General features: G+C 75.0%; 5 protein-coding genes. All 5 read left to right on the top strand.

Features of this window, described 5'->3' with window-relative positions; genetic code table 11:
• The first annotated feature begins 50 nt into the window (after nt 1-50).
• Entirely contained in the window at nt 51-5,510 is a 5,460-nt protein-coding gene (locus AB0K17_RS04270; RefSeq protein ID WP_365982036.1) for an SDR family NAD(P)-dependent oxidoreductase, read from the top strand.
• A 57-nt stretch (nt 5,511-5,567) separates the two neighbouring features.
• Nucleotides 5,568-11,999 (top strand): thioester reductase domain-containing protein, encoded by a 6,432-nt coding sequence (locus AB0K17_RS04265; protein WP_365982035.1) that lies wholly within the window; start codon nt 5,568-5,570, stop codon nt 11,997-11,999.
• Nucleotides 12,000-12,055: 56 nt separating this feature from the next.
• A complete protein-coding gene (locus AB0K17_RS04260; RefSeq protein WP_365982034.1) occupies nt 12,056-12,820 on the top strand; it encodes a glucose 1-dehydrogenase in 765 nt (254 codons plus the stop codon).
• 154 nt (nt 12,821-12,974) lie between these two features.
• Nucleotides 12,975-13,607, top strand: coding sequence for a ScbR family autoregulator-binding transcription factor (locus tag AB0K17_RS04255; RefSeq protein ID WP_365982033.1), 633 nt, complete (start codon nt 12,975-12,977; stop codon nt 13,605-13,607).
• 201 nt (nt 13,608-13,808) lie between these two features.
• Entirely contained in the window at nt 13,809-15,002 is a 1,194-nt protein-coding gene (locus tag AB0K17_RS04250) for a transposase (protein ID WP_365982032.1), read from the top strand.
• Nucleotides 15,003-15,006 lie beyond the last annotated feature (4 nt).

Here is a 15,006-nt window from a genome sequence, read left to right as displayed (position 1 = left end):
CCTACTGCCGCCCACTGACGACCAGACTGACGACCAGGAGCTGAACACACGTGGCTGACGAGGTAAAACTCCGCGAGTACCTCAAGCGGGCCATCGCCGACGCCCGGGACGCCCGCAAGCGTCTGCGCGAAGTGGAGGGCAAGGACCAGGAGCCGATCGCGATCGTCGGCATGGCCTGCCGCTACCCGGGCGGGGTCGCCTCGCCCGAGGACCTGTGGCGTCTGGTCGCGGGCGGCGTGGACGCCGTGACCGAGTTCCCGGAGAACCGTGGCTGGGACGTGGACGCCCTGCACGACCCGGACCCCGACCAGGTCGGCAAGTCGTACTCCCGTGAGGGCGGTTTCCTGCACGACGCCGACCTGTTCGACCCCGCCTTCTTCGGCATGTCGCCGCGCGAGGCGCTGGCCGCCGATCCGCAGCAGCGGTTGCTGCTGGAGACGGCGTGGGAGACGTTCGAGCGGGCCGGCATCGACCCGGAGGGGCTGCGGGGCAGCCGCACGGGTGTGTTCACGGGGGTGATGTACAACGACTACGGTTCCCGGCCGAACCTGCCGCCGGAGGGCTTCGAGGGCTACCTGTTCAGCGGCAGCGCCGGGTCCATCGCCTCCGGCCGGCTCGCCTACACCTACGGGCTGGAGGGCCCGGCGGTGACCGTGGACACCGCCTGCTCCTCGTCCCTGGTCACCCTGCACCTGGCGGCGAATGCGCTGCGGCGCGGGGAGTGCGACCTGGCGCTGGCGGGCGGGGCGACGGTGATGTCGACGCCGGTGGCGTTCATCGAGTTCTCCCGGCTGCGCGGGCTGGCCAAGGACGGCCGCTGCAAGTCGTTCTCGGCGGACGCGGACGGCACCGGCTGGGCCGAAGGCGTGGGCCTGCTGCTCGTCGAGCGCCTGTCCGACGCACGCCGCAACGGCCACCACGTCCTCGCGGTCCTGCGCGGCTCGGCCGTCAACCAGGACGGCGCCTCCAACGGCCTGACCGCACCCAACGGCCCGGCACAGGAACGCGTCATCCGCCAGGCCCTGGCCAGCGCCGGACTCCAGCCCTCCGACGTCGACGCCGTCGAAGCCCACGGCACCGGCACCACCCTCGGCGACCCCATCGAAGCCCAGGCGCTCCTCGCCACCTACGGCCAGGACCGCCCCGACGACCGCCCCCTCTACCTCGGCTCCCTCAAGTCCAACATCGGACACGCCCAAGCCGCCGCCGGCGTCGGCGGCGTCATCAAGATGATCCAGGCCATGGACCACGGCCTGCTGCCGCGCACCGTCCACCTGGAGGAGCCCTCCCCGCACGTGGACTGGGAGTCGGGGGCCGTGGAGCTGCTCACCGAGGAGCGCAAGTGGCCCGAGACGGGCCGTCCGCGCCGCGCCGCGGTCTCCTCCTTCGGCTTCGGCGGCACCAATGCGCACGTCATCATCGAGCAGCCCTCCGCCGAGGAGCCGGTCGACGGCGAGGAAGCCCACGCCCCCGCCGCCCCTGCCGTCACCACCGAACTGCCCGCCGTGCCCTGGCCCGTCTCCGGGCACACGCCCGAGGCCCTCCGCGAGCAGGCCCGCCGGCTGCTGGAGCGCGTCGAGGCCGATCCGGGGCTGTCCCCCACCGACGTGGGCCTGTCCCTGGCCACCGGCCGCTCGGCGCTGGAGCACCGGGCCGTGGTCACCGGCACCGACCGGGCCGGGCTGCTCGCCGGGCTCGCCTCGCTGGCCGACGGCACGCCGGGGGCGGGTGTGGTGAGCGGGGTGCGCGGCACGGGCCGTACCGGCTTCCTGTTCACCGGCCAGGGCGCCCAGCGCGCGGGCGCGGGCCGCGAGCTGTACGCGGCGTTCCCCGTCTTCGCCGCGGCCCTGGACGCGGTGTGCGCCGAGCTCGACCCGCTGCTGGGCCGGCCGCTGCGCGAGGTGATGTTCGCCGGGGCCGGGAGTGAGGAGGCGGCGCTGCTGGACACGACCGGCTTCACCCAGCCCGCGCTGTTCGCCCTGGAGGTCGCCCTCTTCCGCCTCGTCGAGTCCTGGGGCGTGCGCCCGGACTACGTGGCCGGCCACTCCATCGGCGAGATCGCCGCCGCCCACGTCGCCGGCGTCCTGTCGCTGCCCGACGCGGCCCGGCTGGTCGCGGCCCGGGCCCGGCTGATGCAGGCCCTGCCGGGCGGCGGCGCGATGATCGCCGTGCAGGCGGCCGAGGAGGAGGTGCTGCCGCTGCTGGCCGGGTACGCGGACCGGCTGGCGATCGCGGCCGTCAACGGACCGCAGGCCCTGGTGGTCTCCGGTGACGCGGACGCCGCCGAGGAGGTCGCCGCCCGGCTGAAGGAGCAGGGCCGCAAGACCAAGCGCCTGACCGTCAGCCACGCCTTCCACTCGCCCCACATGGACGGGATGCTGGAGGAGTTCCGGGCGGTCGCCGCCTCGCTGGCCTACCGCGCGCCCGACATCCTCGTCGTGTCCACCTCGACGGGCCGGGTCGCCACCGGCGAGGAGCTGCGCAGCGCCGGCTACTGGGCCGACCAGGTGCGCGGTACCGTCCGCTTCGCGGACGCGGTCCGCACCCTGGAGGCGGAGGGCGTCACCACCCTGCTGGAGCTGGGTCCCGACCCGGTGCTGTCGGCGATGGTCCGCGAGAGTGCCGGGGAGGCCACCGCGGCCGTCCCCGTGCTGCGCGCCGGGCGTACGGAGGCGGCCACGGCCGTCGCCGCCCTCGGGCAGGTGCACGCCCGGGGCACGGCCGTGGACTGGGCCGGTCTGTTCGCCGGTACCGGCGCGCGCCGGGTGGACCTGCCCACGTACGCCTTCCAGCACCAGCGCTACTGGCTGGAGCAGCTGCCCGTGGCGACCGACCCGTTCGGCGTCGCGGCCGGCACCGACGGCAAGCAGCATCCGGTGCTCGGCTCGCCGATCACCGTGGCCGGGGCGAACCAGCTGCTGTTCGCCAGCCGACTGTCGCTGAAGACCCACCCCTGGCTCGCCGACCACGTCGTCCTCGGCTCGCCCGTGCTGCCGGCCTCCGCGCTGGTCGAACTGGCCGTCCACGCCGGCGACATGATCGGCTACCCGGTGATCGACGAGCTCAACCTGCAGGTGCCGCTGGTGCTGCCCGAGGACGGAACGCTGCAGCTGCAGGTGCGCGCCGGCACGCACGACGACTCCGAGCGCCGCTGCCTGTGCCTGTACTCGCGCCCCGACTCCTCCGACGCCCCCTGGACCATGCACGCCGAGGGCTACTACCTGCCCGGGACCGCCGAGCCCGCCGAGCGGCCGCAGGGCACGGGCAAGGTGATCGAGTACCGGCTGCCGGAGGAGCTGCACGAGGAGGCCGGCCGCTACGGCCTGCACCCCGTCCTGCTGAACGCGGCCGTGCCCGTCCGGGCCGCCGACCCGGTCGGCGGCACCGTGCCCGTACCCGCCGACTGGTACGGCGTACGGCTGCACGCCACCGGCGCGACGGCCGTGCAGGCGCGGGTGACCGAGCTGGACGCGAACAGCGTCGCGCTGGAGCTGACCGACATGGCGGGCGAACCGGTCGCCACCGTCGAGTCGATCGTCTTCCGCGACATCCCCGACAGCCAGTTCACCCCGCACGTCGACAGCACCGGCCGCGACTCGCTGCTGCGCGTCGACTGGATCCCCGCCCAGCTCCCCCCGGCCGGCGAGGCCCCGCTGTGGGGCACGCTCGGCGACACGGACCTCGGCGGCACGGACCTCGGCGACACCGACGAGACCCTGGCGGCCCAGCGCTTCCTCGACCCGGCCCAGGCGGCCACGGCGGTGCAGTCCGGTACGCCGGTGGACGCCGTGCTCGCACCGTGGGCTGCGGCGGGCACCCCGCTGCCCGCAACCCTCCACACCGTGACGGCCCGCGGCCTCGAACTGCTCCGGCGCTGGCTGGCCGAGGACCGCCTCGCCCGCACCCCCCTCGTCGTCCTCACCCGCGGCGCCGTCTCCACCGCCCCCGGCGAGGACGTCACCGACCTCGCCGCGGCCGCCCTGTGGGGTCTCGTGCGCTCCGCACAGTCCGAGGCCCCCGACCGGGTCGTGGTCGTCGACACCGACGGCAGCCACACCCCCGAGCTGCTGGCCGCGCTCCTCGCCTCCGGCGAGGAGCAGGCCGCCGTGCGCGGCGGCAGGCTGCTGCTGCCGCGGCTGCAGCGCCTGCTCGCGCCCGAGTTCAAGCCGCCCCGCCCCGCGTGGCGGACCGACGGCACGGTGCTGATCACCGGCACCGGCGCGCTCGGCGCGGTCTTCGCCCGGCACCTGGTGGCCGAGCACGGCATCTCCCGGGTGCTGCTGGCCTCCCGCAGCGGCGCGGGGACAAAGGGCCTGGCCGAGGTCGTCACCGACCTGCAGTCCCTGGGCGCCGAGGTCACCGTCGCCTCCTGCGACGTCGCCGACCGGGAGGCGCTGGCCGCGCTGCTGGCGCAGATCCCCGCCGAGCACCCGCTGACCGGCGTCGTGCACACCGCGGGCGTCCTCGACAACGGCCTGCTGCCCTCCCTCACCCCCGGGCGGCTCTCGGCCGTGCTGCGGCCGAAGGCGGACGCGGCCTGGCACCTGCACGAGCTGACGAAGGACCTCGACCTCGCCGCGTTCGTGCTGTTCTCCTCGGCCGCCGGCGTCCTCGGCGGCCCGGGCCAGGCCAACTACGCCGCCGCCAACGCCTTCCTCGACGCCCTCGCCGAACACCGCCGGGCCGCCGGCCTGCCCGGCACGTCCGTGGCCTGGGGCCTGTGGTCGGTGCCCGGCGGCATCAACAAGGACCTGGACGAGGCCGACCTCAACCGCTTCGCCCGCGACGGCTTCCGGCCCATCGCCCGCGTCGAGGGCCACGCGCTGTTCGACCGGGCCCTCGCCCACGACAGTGCGGCCCTGGTCGGCACCCCCGTGGGGGCGGCGGCCGTACGGGCCCAGGAGCGCGTCCCCGCACTGCTGCGCGCCCTGGTGACCCCCGCGGCCCCCCGGCCCACCGCGCAGTCCGGCAGCGGACGGACCGAGTCGCTCGCCGAACGGCTGGCGCAGCTCACGACCCCGGAGCAGGAGGCACTGCTGCTGGACGTCGTCCGCACCGCCGTCGCGGCCACGCTCGGCCACGCGGACGCGGCCCGCATCGAGCCCGAACGGACCTTCCAGGAGCTGGGCTTCGACTCGCTCACCGCGGTCGAGCTGCGCAACCGCCTGACCGTCGCCGCGGGCACGCGGCTGCCCGCGACCCTGGTCTTCGACCACCCCACCTCCGCCGCGCTCGCCGCCTTCCTGCACCGCGAGCTCGCCCCTGACGGCGCCGGGGCCCCGCACCCGGTACCGGCCGCCCTGGACCGGCTCGAAGAGCTGCTGCCGGCCCTCGCCCCCGACGACCCGCTGCGCGCGGGCGTCTCCGTCCGCCTGCAGACGCTGCTGGCCCGGCTCAACGAGAGCGCGGCGCAGGAGGAGCAGGAGGACGTGACCGACCGGCTGGAGGCGGCCTCGGCCGAGGACATCTTCAGCTTCATCGACAACGAGCTCGGCCGCTCCGGCGGCTGACGGCACGCGCGGCCGGAGCCCTCGCCTTCCCCCATCGCCCAGGAGAGACGATCCCTGATGTCCAGTCCCAATGAAGAGAAGCTGGTCGAGTACCTCAAGTGGGTGACGGCCGACCTGAAGAAGGCCCGGGCCCGGCTCGCCGAGCTGGAGGCGGGCACCGAGGAGCCCGTCGCGATCGTCGGCATGGCCTGCCGCTTCCCCGGCGGCGTGGCCTCGCCCGCGGACCTGTGGCGCATGGTCGAGGGCGGCGTGGACGGCATCTCGCCGTTCCCCGCCGACCGCGGCTGGGACCTGGAGAAGCTCTACGACCCGGACCCGGCCACGCCCGGCACCTCCTACACCCGCGAGGGCGGCTTCCTCGACGGGGCCGGGGACTTCGACGCGGCGTTCTTCGGCATCTCCCCGCGTGAGGCCCAGGCGATGGACCCGCAGCAGCGGGTGCTGCTGGAGACGGCGTGGGAGGCCTTCGAGCAGGCCGGCATCGACCCGGCCGGCCTGCGCGGGCAGCGGGTGGGCGTCTTCGCGGGCGTGATCGAGCAGAGCTACCTGGGCCTGGACGGCCCGGAGGAGTTCGAGGGCTACCTGCTCACCAGCAAGCTCAGCTCGGTGGCCTCCGGCCGCATCGCCTACACCTTCGGCTTCGAGGGCCCGGCGCTGTCGGTGGACACCGCCTGCTCGTCGTCGCTGGTCGCCCTGCACCTGGCCGTGCAGTCGGTACGGCAGGGCGAGTCGGTGCTGGCCCTGGCCGGCGGCGCGACCATCACGGCCACCCCGGGCGGCTTCGTGGACTTCTCCCGGCAGAGCGGGCTCGCCCCCGACGGCCGCATCAAGTCCTTCGCGGCCGCCGCGGACGGCACCTCCTGGTCGGAGGGCGCCGGCCTGCTGCTCGTCGAGAAGCTCTCCGACGCGCGCCGCAACGGGCACCGCGTCCTCGCCGTCGTGCGCGGCTCGGCCGTCAACCAGGACGGCGCCTCCAACGGCCTGACCGCACCCAACGGCCCCTCCCAGGAACGCGTCATCCGCGCCGCCCTCGCCGACGCCCGCCTGACCCCCGCCGACGTCGACGCCGTCGAGGCCCACGGCACCGGCACCACCCTCGGCGACCCCATCGAGGCCCAGGCGCTGCTGGCCACCTACGGCCAGGGGCGGGACGGCGGGCGGCCGCTGTACCTGGGGTCGCTGAAGTCCAACATCGGCCACACCGTGGCCGCCGCCGGCGTCGGCGGCGTCATCAAGATGATCCAGGCCATGGACCACGGCGTCCTGCCGCGCACCCTCCACGTCGACGAGCCCAGCCAGATGGTCGACTGGAGCGCCGGCTCCGTCGAACTGCTCACCGAGGCCCGCCCGTGGCCCGAGAGCGGGCGCCCGCGCCGGGCGGCCGTCTCCGCCTTCGGCGTCAGCGGCACCAACGCCCACGTCATCCTCGAACAGCCGCCTGCGCAGGAGAGCGTCGAGGAGCCGGCGACGGTCACCCGGCCCGTCCTGCCGTGGCTGCTGTCCGCCCGCAGCGCCGAGGCGCTGCCCGCCCAGGCGCAGCGGCTGCTGGAGAGCGCGGGCGAGGCCTCGCCGCTGGACGTGGCGTACTCCCTGGCCACCGGGCGCTGCGCACTGGAGCACCGGGCCGTCGTCACCGGAGCCACCCGCGACGACCTGCTGGCCGGCCTCGCCGCGCTGGCCGCCGGCGAGCAGCACGCCGCCGTCGTGCGCGGCACCCGGGCGGCCGGCAGGACCGCCGTGCTCTTCACCGGGCAGGGCGCCCAGCGCGCGGGCATGGGCAGCGAGCTGTACGCGGCGTACCCGGTCTTCGCCGAGGCCTTCGACGCCGTCGCCGCCGCCCTCGACCCGCTGCTGGGACGGCCGTTGCGCGAGGTGATCGAGAGCGGCGAGGGCCTGGACGACACCGCCTGGACCCAGCCCGCGCTGTTCGCCGTCGAGGTCGCCCTCTTCCGGCTCCTGCAGTCCTGGGGCGTACGGCCCGACTACCTCGCCGGGCACTCCATCGGCGAGATCGCGGCGGCCCACGTCGCCGGCGTGTTCTCGCTGGAGGACGCCGCGAAGCTGGTCGCCGCCCGCGGCCGGCTGATGCAGGAACTGCCGCCCGGCGGCGCGATGATCGCCGTCCAGGCCGCGGAGGAGGAGGTGCTGCCGCTGCTGGTCGGGTACGAGGAGCAGGTGGCCGTCGCCGCCGTCAACGGCCCCGCATCCGTGGTCGTCGCGGGCGACGCGGACGTCGCCGAGGAGATCGCCGAGCAGCTGCGCGAGCGCGGCCGCAAGACCACGCGGCTCACTGTCAGCCACGCCTTCCACTCCCCGCACATGCAGCCCATGCTGCCCCTCTTCCGCAAGGTCGCCGAGAGCCTCACCTACCACCAGCCCGAGATCCCGATCGTCTCCGGACTCACCGGCGCCCTCGCCGACCCCGCCGAACTCGCCAGCGCCGACTACTGGGTCCGCCACGTGCGCGAACCCGTCCGCTTCGCCGACGCCGTGCGCGCCCTCGCTGCCCAGGGCGTCACCGCCTACGCCGAGGCCGGACCCGGCGGCGTCCTGACCGCCCTCGCCCAGGAGACCACCGACACCGGCACGGCCGTCGCCCTGCTGCGCCGCGGCCCCGCCGAACCCGCGGCTCTCATGGAGGGCCTGGGCCGGCTCCACGCCCACGGCGTGCCCGTCGACTGGCGGGCCTTCTTCGCCGGCACCGGCGCCCGGCGCGTCGACCTGCCCACGTACGCCTTCCAGCACCGCCGCTACTGGGTCGAGTCCGCCGCCGCCACGACCGACGCCACCGGCCTGGGCCTCACCCCCGCCGCCCACCCGCTGCTCGGCGCCGCCCTGCCCGTCGCCGGCGCCGACGAGGCCCTCTTCGCCGGCCGCATCTCCCTGCGCACCCATTGCTGGCTCGCCGACCACCGCGTCCACGGCACCGCCGTCGTCCCCGCGGCCGCCCTCGTCGAGCTCGCGCTGCGCGCGGGCGACGAGGTGGGCGCGGACGTCCTCGCCGAGTTCGCCGTCGACGCCCCGCTCGCGGTGCCGGACAAGGGCGCCGTCCAGCTCCAGGTCCGCGTCGCCGCGCCCGGCACCGGCGGCCGCCGCGAGGTGACCGTCCACGCCCGGCCCGAGGGCCCCGACGCGCCCTGGACCCTGCACGCACACGGCCTGCTGGCCGACGGTGGTCCCGCGGACGGCTCCTTCGACCTGACCGCCTGGCCCCCGCAGGACGCGACGCCGTACGCCCCCGAGGAGGCGTACACGGCGCTGGCCGCGGCCGGCCTCGCCCACGGCCCCGCCTTCCACGGCCTCGCCGCCGCCTGGCGCCGCGGCGACGAGCTCTACGCCGAGATCCGCCCCGACGCCGGCACCGACCCGGCCGGCTTCGGCCTGCACCCCGCCCTGCTGGACGCCGCCCTGCACCCGCTGGCCGCCGGCCCCGCCGACCGCTGGGAAGGCGTCCGGCTGTACGCCACCGGCGCCACCGCCCTGCGCGCCCGCCTCGCCCCGGCCCCCGACGGCGGCTTCTCCCTGCACCTCGCCGACCTCGGCGGACAGCCCGTCGCCGCGGTGGAACGCGTCCGCACGGGGACGTACGCGGCCGCCGACGTCGCCGACGCCCTCGTCCGGCCGCACGACGCGCTGTTCCGGATGGAGTGGACGCCGGTCGCCGTGCCGGCCACCGGCGACGCCCGGTGGACGGTGCTCGACCCCGACCGCCCGGACCTCGCGGCGGCCGCCGCTGCTGCCCACCGCCACGACGCCGTCCTGCTCCCCCTGCCGGCCGAACCCACGACCGACGTCCCGGCCCACGTCCACGCCACGGCCCTGCGCACGCTGGGCCTGGTCCAGGAATGGCTCGCGGAGGACCGCCTGTCCGACGTACCGCTGGTCGTGATGACCCAGGGAGCGGTGTCGACGGCGGGCGAGGACGTCACGGACCTCGCGGCCGCAACGGTCTGGGGCCTCCTCCGCTCGGCCCAGTCCGAACACGCGGGCAGGATCGTCCTGGTGGACGGGGCGAACGAGGCCGAGGCAGCCGCAGCCGCCCTCTCAGGCGAGCCCCAGGCGGCGATCCGCAACGGCAAGCTCCTGGTCCCCCGCCTTGCCCGCCCGGCTGTGGGCAATCGTCCCGCTGGAGGTCCCCCCAGCGGTAGCCGGGGGAGGGACGGGTGGGCACAGCCCACCCACCGGCCCGCACCGGGCAACGCACCGCTCCGCGCAACCGGAACGGTCCTCGTCACCGGCGGCACCGGCAACCTGGGCGCCCTCTTCGCACGACACCTCGTGCAGACGCACGGCGTCCGTCACCTCCTCCTGACCAGCCGCCGCGGCCCGGCCGCCCCGGGGGCGCAGAAGGTCGCCGCCGAGCTGCGCGCCCTCGGCGCGACCGTCACCGTCGCGGCCTGCGACGCGAGCGACCGCAACGCCGTCGCGCAGCTGCTGGCGCAGATCCCCGCCGAACACCCCCTGACGGCCGTCGTGCACACCGCCGGTGTCCTGGACGACGGTCTGATCACCTCGCTCACCCCCGAGCGCCTGGCCGCCGTCCTGCGGCCGAAGGCGGACGCGGCCTGGCACCTGCACGAACTGACGAAGGACCTCGACCTCGCCGCGTTCGTGCTGTTCTCCTCCATCGCCGGTGTCGTCGGCGGCCCCGGCCAGGCCAACTACGCCGCGGCGAACGTCTTCCTGGACGCCCTCGCCCAGCACCGGGCGGCGCACGGCCTGCCGGCCACGTCGCTGGCGTGGGGCCTGTGGGAGCAGGACAGCGGCATGAGCGGCCACCTGGACGAGGTCGACCTCAAGCGCATCGCGCGCAGCGGCTTCCGTCCGGTCACGGCCGCACAGGGCACCGCGCTGCTGGACGCCGCGCTGGGCCTCGGTGAGCCGGCCCTCGTCGCCACGCCGCTGGACCTCGCCCCGCTGCGCACCCAGCCCGCGCAGGCGCCGGTCGTCCTGAGCGCCCTGGTCCGCACCCCCGTGCGGCGTACCGCGCGCAACTCGGACGTCGTGGACGGTTCGCTGGCCGACCGGCTGGCCGGGCTGGCCCCGGACGAGCAGCAGCAGACGGTGCTGGCCATGGTCGTCGGCGAGGTCGGCGAGGTGCTGGGGCACGCGGGGACGGGTGGCGTCGACGCCGGGCAGTCCTTCCCCTCGCTCGGCTTCGACTCCCTCACCTCGGTCGAGCTGCGCAACCGGCTCGGTGCCGCGGCCGGCGTCAAGCTGCCCCCGACGGTGGTCTTCGACCACCCCACGCCCGAGCGGCTGGCCGCGTTCCTCCTCACGGAGGCGCTGACGGCGGGCGCGGGCGGGTCGGCCGGGCAGGCAGCCGTCGACTTCGCCGCGGAGATCGTGCTCCCGGACGACATCCGCCCGGCGGACGAGGTGGTGCGCTCGGCGGACGATCCGCGCGACGTGCTCCTCACCGGCGCGACCGGCTTCCTCGGCGCGTTCCTGCTGCGGGACCTGATGCGTACGACGACCGCCCGCGTCCACTGCCTCGTCCGCGGTGCCGACCGCGACGCGGCGCTGACGCGGCTGCGGGAGAGCCTGGAGTACTACCGGGTCTGGGACGACATCGACGCCGAGCGGCTCGTGCTCGTCCTCGGCGACCTGGCGGAGCCGGGCCTCGGGCTGGCCCCGGAGGCGTACGACGAGCTGGCGCGCACGGTCGACGTGGTCTACCACAACGGCGCCCACGTGCACTGGCTCCACCCGTACACCACGCTCAGGGCGCCCAACGTCCTCGGTACGCAGGAGGTGCTGCGCCTGGCGGCGCGGCACCGGACGGTGCCGGTGCACTACGTCTCCACCGTCGGCGTCTTCGACGGTGCGGTGGAGGAGGGCGTGCCGCTGAAGGTCACCGACCCGACCGGGCCGGCCGAGGCGCTGCCGAGCGGCTACCTGCAGAGCAAGTGGGTGGCCGAGCAGATCATCGGCATCGCGCGCGAGCGCGGGCTGCCGGTGTCGGTCTACCGGGTCGACGTCATCTCCGGCGACCAGGAGCACGGCGCCTGCCAGACGGCCGACTTCGTCTGGCTCAGCCTCAAGGGCCTGCTGCAGGCGGGCGCGGTGCCGGCGACCAGCGGCGGCCGCTTCCACCTGCTGCCGGTGGACTACGTCAGCGCGGCGATCCTCGGGATCTCGCGGGGGGCGGAGCACACGGGCGGCACGTTCCACCTGTTCAACCAGAGCTCGCTGTCGCTCGCCACGTGCGTGGAGTATCTGCGCGGCATGGGGTACGCGCTGGGCGAGCGGGAGTGGGGCGAGTGGAGCGAGTCGGTGCGTGGGGACCGCGAGAACGCGCTGTACCCGCTGCTGCACGCGTTCGAGATGATGACCTCGGACACGGACGCGTTCTATCCGCCGATCGACACGACGGAGACGGAGACGGCCCTGTCGGGCACGCCCATCACCTGCCCGCCCCTGACCCGCGACCTGTTCGAGAAGTACGTCGGCTTCTTCGTGGAGGCCGGCCACTTCCCGCGCCCCTGACGCCCCTGACGTCCCGCCAGCCGGGGGCGCTTGCCCCCGCTGGCACACTCGCGATCATGAACGAGAAACTGCTCACCGGCAAAGTCACCCTCGTCACCGGCGCCAGCAGCGGCATCGGCGCCGCCGCCGCCCGCGTCTTCGCCCGCGAGGGCGCCGTCGTCGTCCTCGCGGCCCGCCGCGAGGAGCGGCTCGCCGCCCTCGCGGAGGAGCTCCGCGGCACCGGAGCCGACGCCTCGTACGTCGTCGCGGACGTCATACGCACCGGCGACGCCCGCCGTGCCGTGGAGTTCACCGTCGAACGCCACGGCCGCCTCGACGCCGCGTTCAACAACGCCGGCATAGGCGGCGACCGCACGCCGTTACACCTCATGGACGACGACGTCTACGACGGCATCATGGACACCAACGTCCGCGGCGTGTGGAACTGCCTGCGCCACGAGATCGCCGCGATGCTGGCGTCCGGTGGCGGCAGCATCGTCAACAACAGCAGTGTCGGCGGCCTGGTGGCCATCCCCGCCGCCGCGCCGTACGTCGCCGCCAAGCACGCCGTGGTGGGCCTGACGCGGGCCGCGGCGGACGAGTACGCCCAGCAGGGCATCCGGGTCAACGCCGTGGCCCCCGGCACCACCCGCAGTGAGATCACGGCCGACTGGTTCGGGCGCAACCCGGGTCTGGAGGACATGGTCAACGCACTGACGCCGCAGGGGCGGACCGCGGCTCCGGAGGAGATAGCGGAGGCGGCGGCCTGGCTGCTCAGCGACCGTTCGCCGTTCCTGACGGGCGTCGTGATGCCGGTGGACGGCGGTTTCGTCAACCAGTGACGGCCGGCCTGCGGCCGCCGGTTCGGCGGCGGGTGGGGCGACTCGCGGAAAGCGGACGCCTCCCCGCCGCCGCACCGGAAATTCTCCTGCCCCGCGGACCGTACGATTTCGGAATTCCGGGTACCACCGGGCAGGACATGAGGAGGGGGATTCCATGGCTCAGCAGGAGCGCGCCAGGCGCACCCGGCTCGCCATTCTCGAGGCCGCCGGAACCGTCTTCGACGAGTGCGGCTACGAGGCGGCGACGATTTCCCAGATCCTGGCCCTCGCCGATGTGACCAGGGGGGCGCTGTACTTCCATTTCAGTTCCAAGGAGGACCTGGCGCGGGGCGTGCTCGACCTGGCGGTGACGACGGAGGGGGTCGTTCCGCAGCAGTTCAAGCTGCAGGAACTGGCGGACGCCTCCCTGTTGCTGGCGGACCGGCTGCCGAAGGAGCCCATGCTCAGGGCCGCGCTGCGGCTGTCGGTGGACCAGCGGGCCCGGGCGCTGTTCGGTACGCGCTGGCCGGACTGGATCAGCGTGGCGGAGGGGCTGCTGGCGGAGGCCAAGGAGCGCGGCGAGGTCCTGGCGCACGTGGACCCGCACGAGACGGCCCGGCTGCTGGTGGCGTCGTGGACGGGCGTGCAGCTGATGGCGGAGGCCGTGCCGCAGCGCGAGAACCTCGTGCACGAGATCTCCCTGCTCTACCAGTTGCTGCTGCCCAACATCGCCGTCCCGGCGGTGCTGGCCCGGCTGGACATCGCACCCGATCGCCCGGACCGGCTGCGGCAACAGGCGCGCTCCTGACACGCCACTAATCATTGGCCAGACTTTCACCCGCTGAAACCGATCGTATGGTTTATTAACAGTAGTCACCCGCGGTGCCTTCGCACCCGCTTCGGGTGCATTTCCGCCCGCCCGGCCACGGGCTCGAACGCTGCGAACAGCGCTCGGCGGATCGACATGCTCGCGCAGGACGCAGGTCCGGCATGACGGTGGGGGGATGCGATGACAACTGATCAGGTGATCGACGACATCGGCGCGGTCCTCTTCGACTCGCTGCCCCGCAGCGACCAACGGCTGCGCGCCCAGCAGTACGTCCGCGGGCTGCTGACCGCCGATGGCCGCAAGACCCTGCGCAACATCGCCGAACAGATCGGCGGCACGACGGCCCGGCAGAGCGTGCACCACTTCATCAGCGATTCCTCGTGGGACTGGCGCCCGGTACGGCAGTCGCTGGCCGCCCACGTCGAGGCGCTCCTGCAGCCGCGGGCCTGGGTGGTGCGGCCCACCGTGATCCCGAAGGCGGGCGTGCACTCGGTGGGCGTCGAGCCCCGGTTCGTACCCGCCACCGGGCAGACGGTCAACAGCCAGCAGGCCTACGGTGCCTGGCTCGTCGGCAGCCACGCCGTACCCACCGACTGGCGATTACAGCTGACCGAGAGCTGGCTGGCCGACGCCGGGCGCAGGCAGCGCGCGAACATCCCCGAATCGGTGAACACCGCCACCGCCGAGGCGTGCGTACGGCAGCTGATGCCGGCCTCCGGGGCCGGGCCGCAACGCCTGCCGGTGGTGGTGAGCGTGCCCGGGCTGGACGTCACCGAGTGCGCCCGGCACCTCGAAGGGGTCGCCGGCCCCCTGCTCTTCCGCCTCGACCCCGGCACCCGGCTGCGGCCCGACGGGGCCGTCCTGCAGCCCTACAGCGACCGCACCACGACCGCCGGACAACTGGCCGAGGCGGCAGGACGTCTGCGACGGCCGGCGGAGTGGACGCGCACCCGCGACGAACGGGGCGAGACCCTGGCCACGACCCTGCCGGTGCACCTGCCCGCGCCGGCGCGGGAGCCGGCCGCGGGCCGCTTCGACAGCGCGGCCCGCAGGCCGCTGCGGCTGGTGGCCGAGTGGTCCGGCGACGACCGGCGACGACCGCGCCTGTGGCTGACGGACTCCGCCGACCTGCCGCTCGGCACCCTGCTGCGGCTGACCCGGCTGACGGACACCGCCGACCGCGACGCCGCGCGGATCGCCGACGCGGTGGGCATGCGCGACTTCGTGGGCCGCTCCTACCAGGGCTGGCACCGGCACGTCACCCTCGCCTCGGTGGCCCACCTGGCCGTCGTCCTGGCGGGCACGGCCGCCTTCCCGGCGACCCGCCCGCAGCAGGAAGCCGGGCCGGCGGGCCCCGCCGGCCACGTCGCCTGAAGGT

It is taken from the genome of Streptomyces sp. NPDC049585 (genome assembly GCF_040675615.1).
Taxonomy (GTDB): domain Bacteria; phylum Actinomycetota; class Actinomycetes; order Streptomycetales; family Streptomycetaceae; genus Streptomyces; species Streptomyces luteosporeus.
This window is presented reverse-complemented; position numbering and strand designations above follow the sequence as displayed.

What these genes read in the sequence shown, in the direction of transcription:
- AB0K17_RS04265 (WP_365982035.1), top strand. Translation starts at nt 5,568, where the DNA reads ATGTCCAGTCCCAATGAAGAGAAGCTGGTCGAGTACCTCAAGTGGGTG.
- AB0K17_RS04260 (WP_365982034.1), top strand. Translation starts at nt 12,056, where the DNA reads ATGAACGAGAAACTGCTCACCGGCAAAGTCACCCTCGTCACCGGCGCC.
- AB0K17_RS04255 (WP_365982033.1), top strand. Translation starts at nt 12,975, where the DNA reads ATGGCTCAGCAGGAGCGCGCCAGGCGCACCCGGCTCGCCATTCTCGAG.
- AB0K17_RS04250 (WP_365982032.1), top strand. Translation starts at nt 13,809, where the DNA reads ATGACAACTGATCAGGTGATCGACGACATCGGCGCGGTCCTCTTCGAC.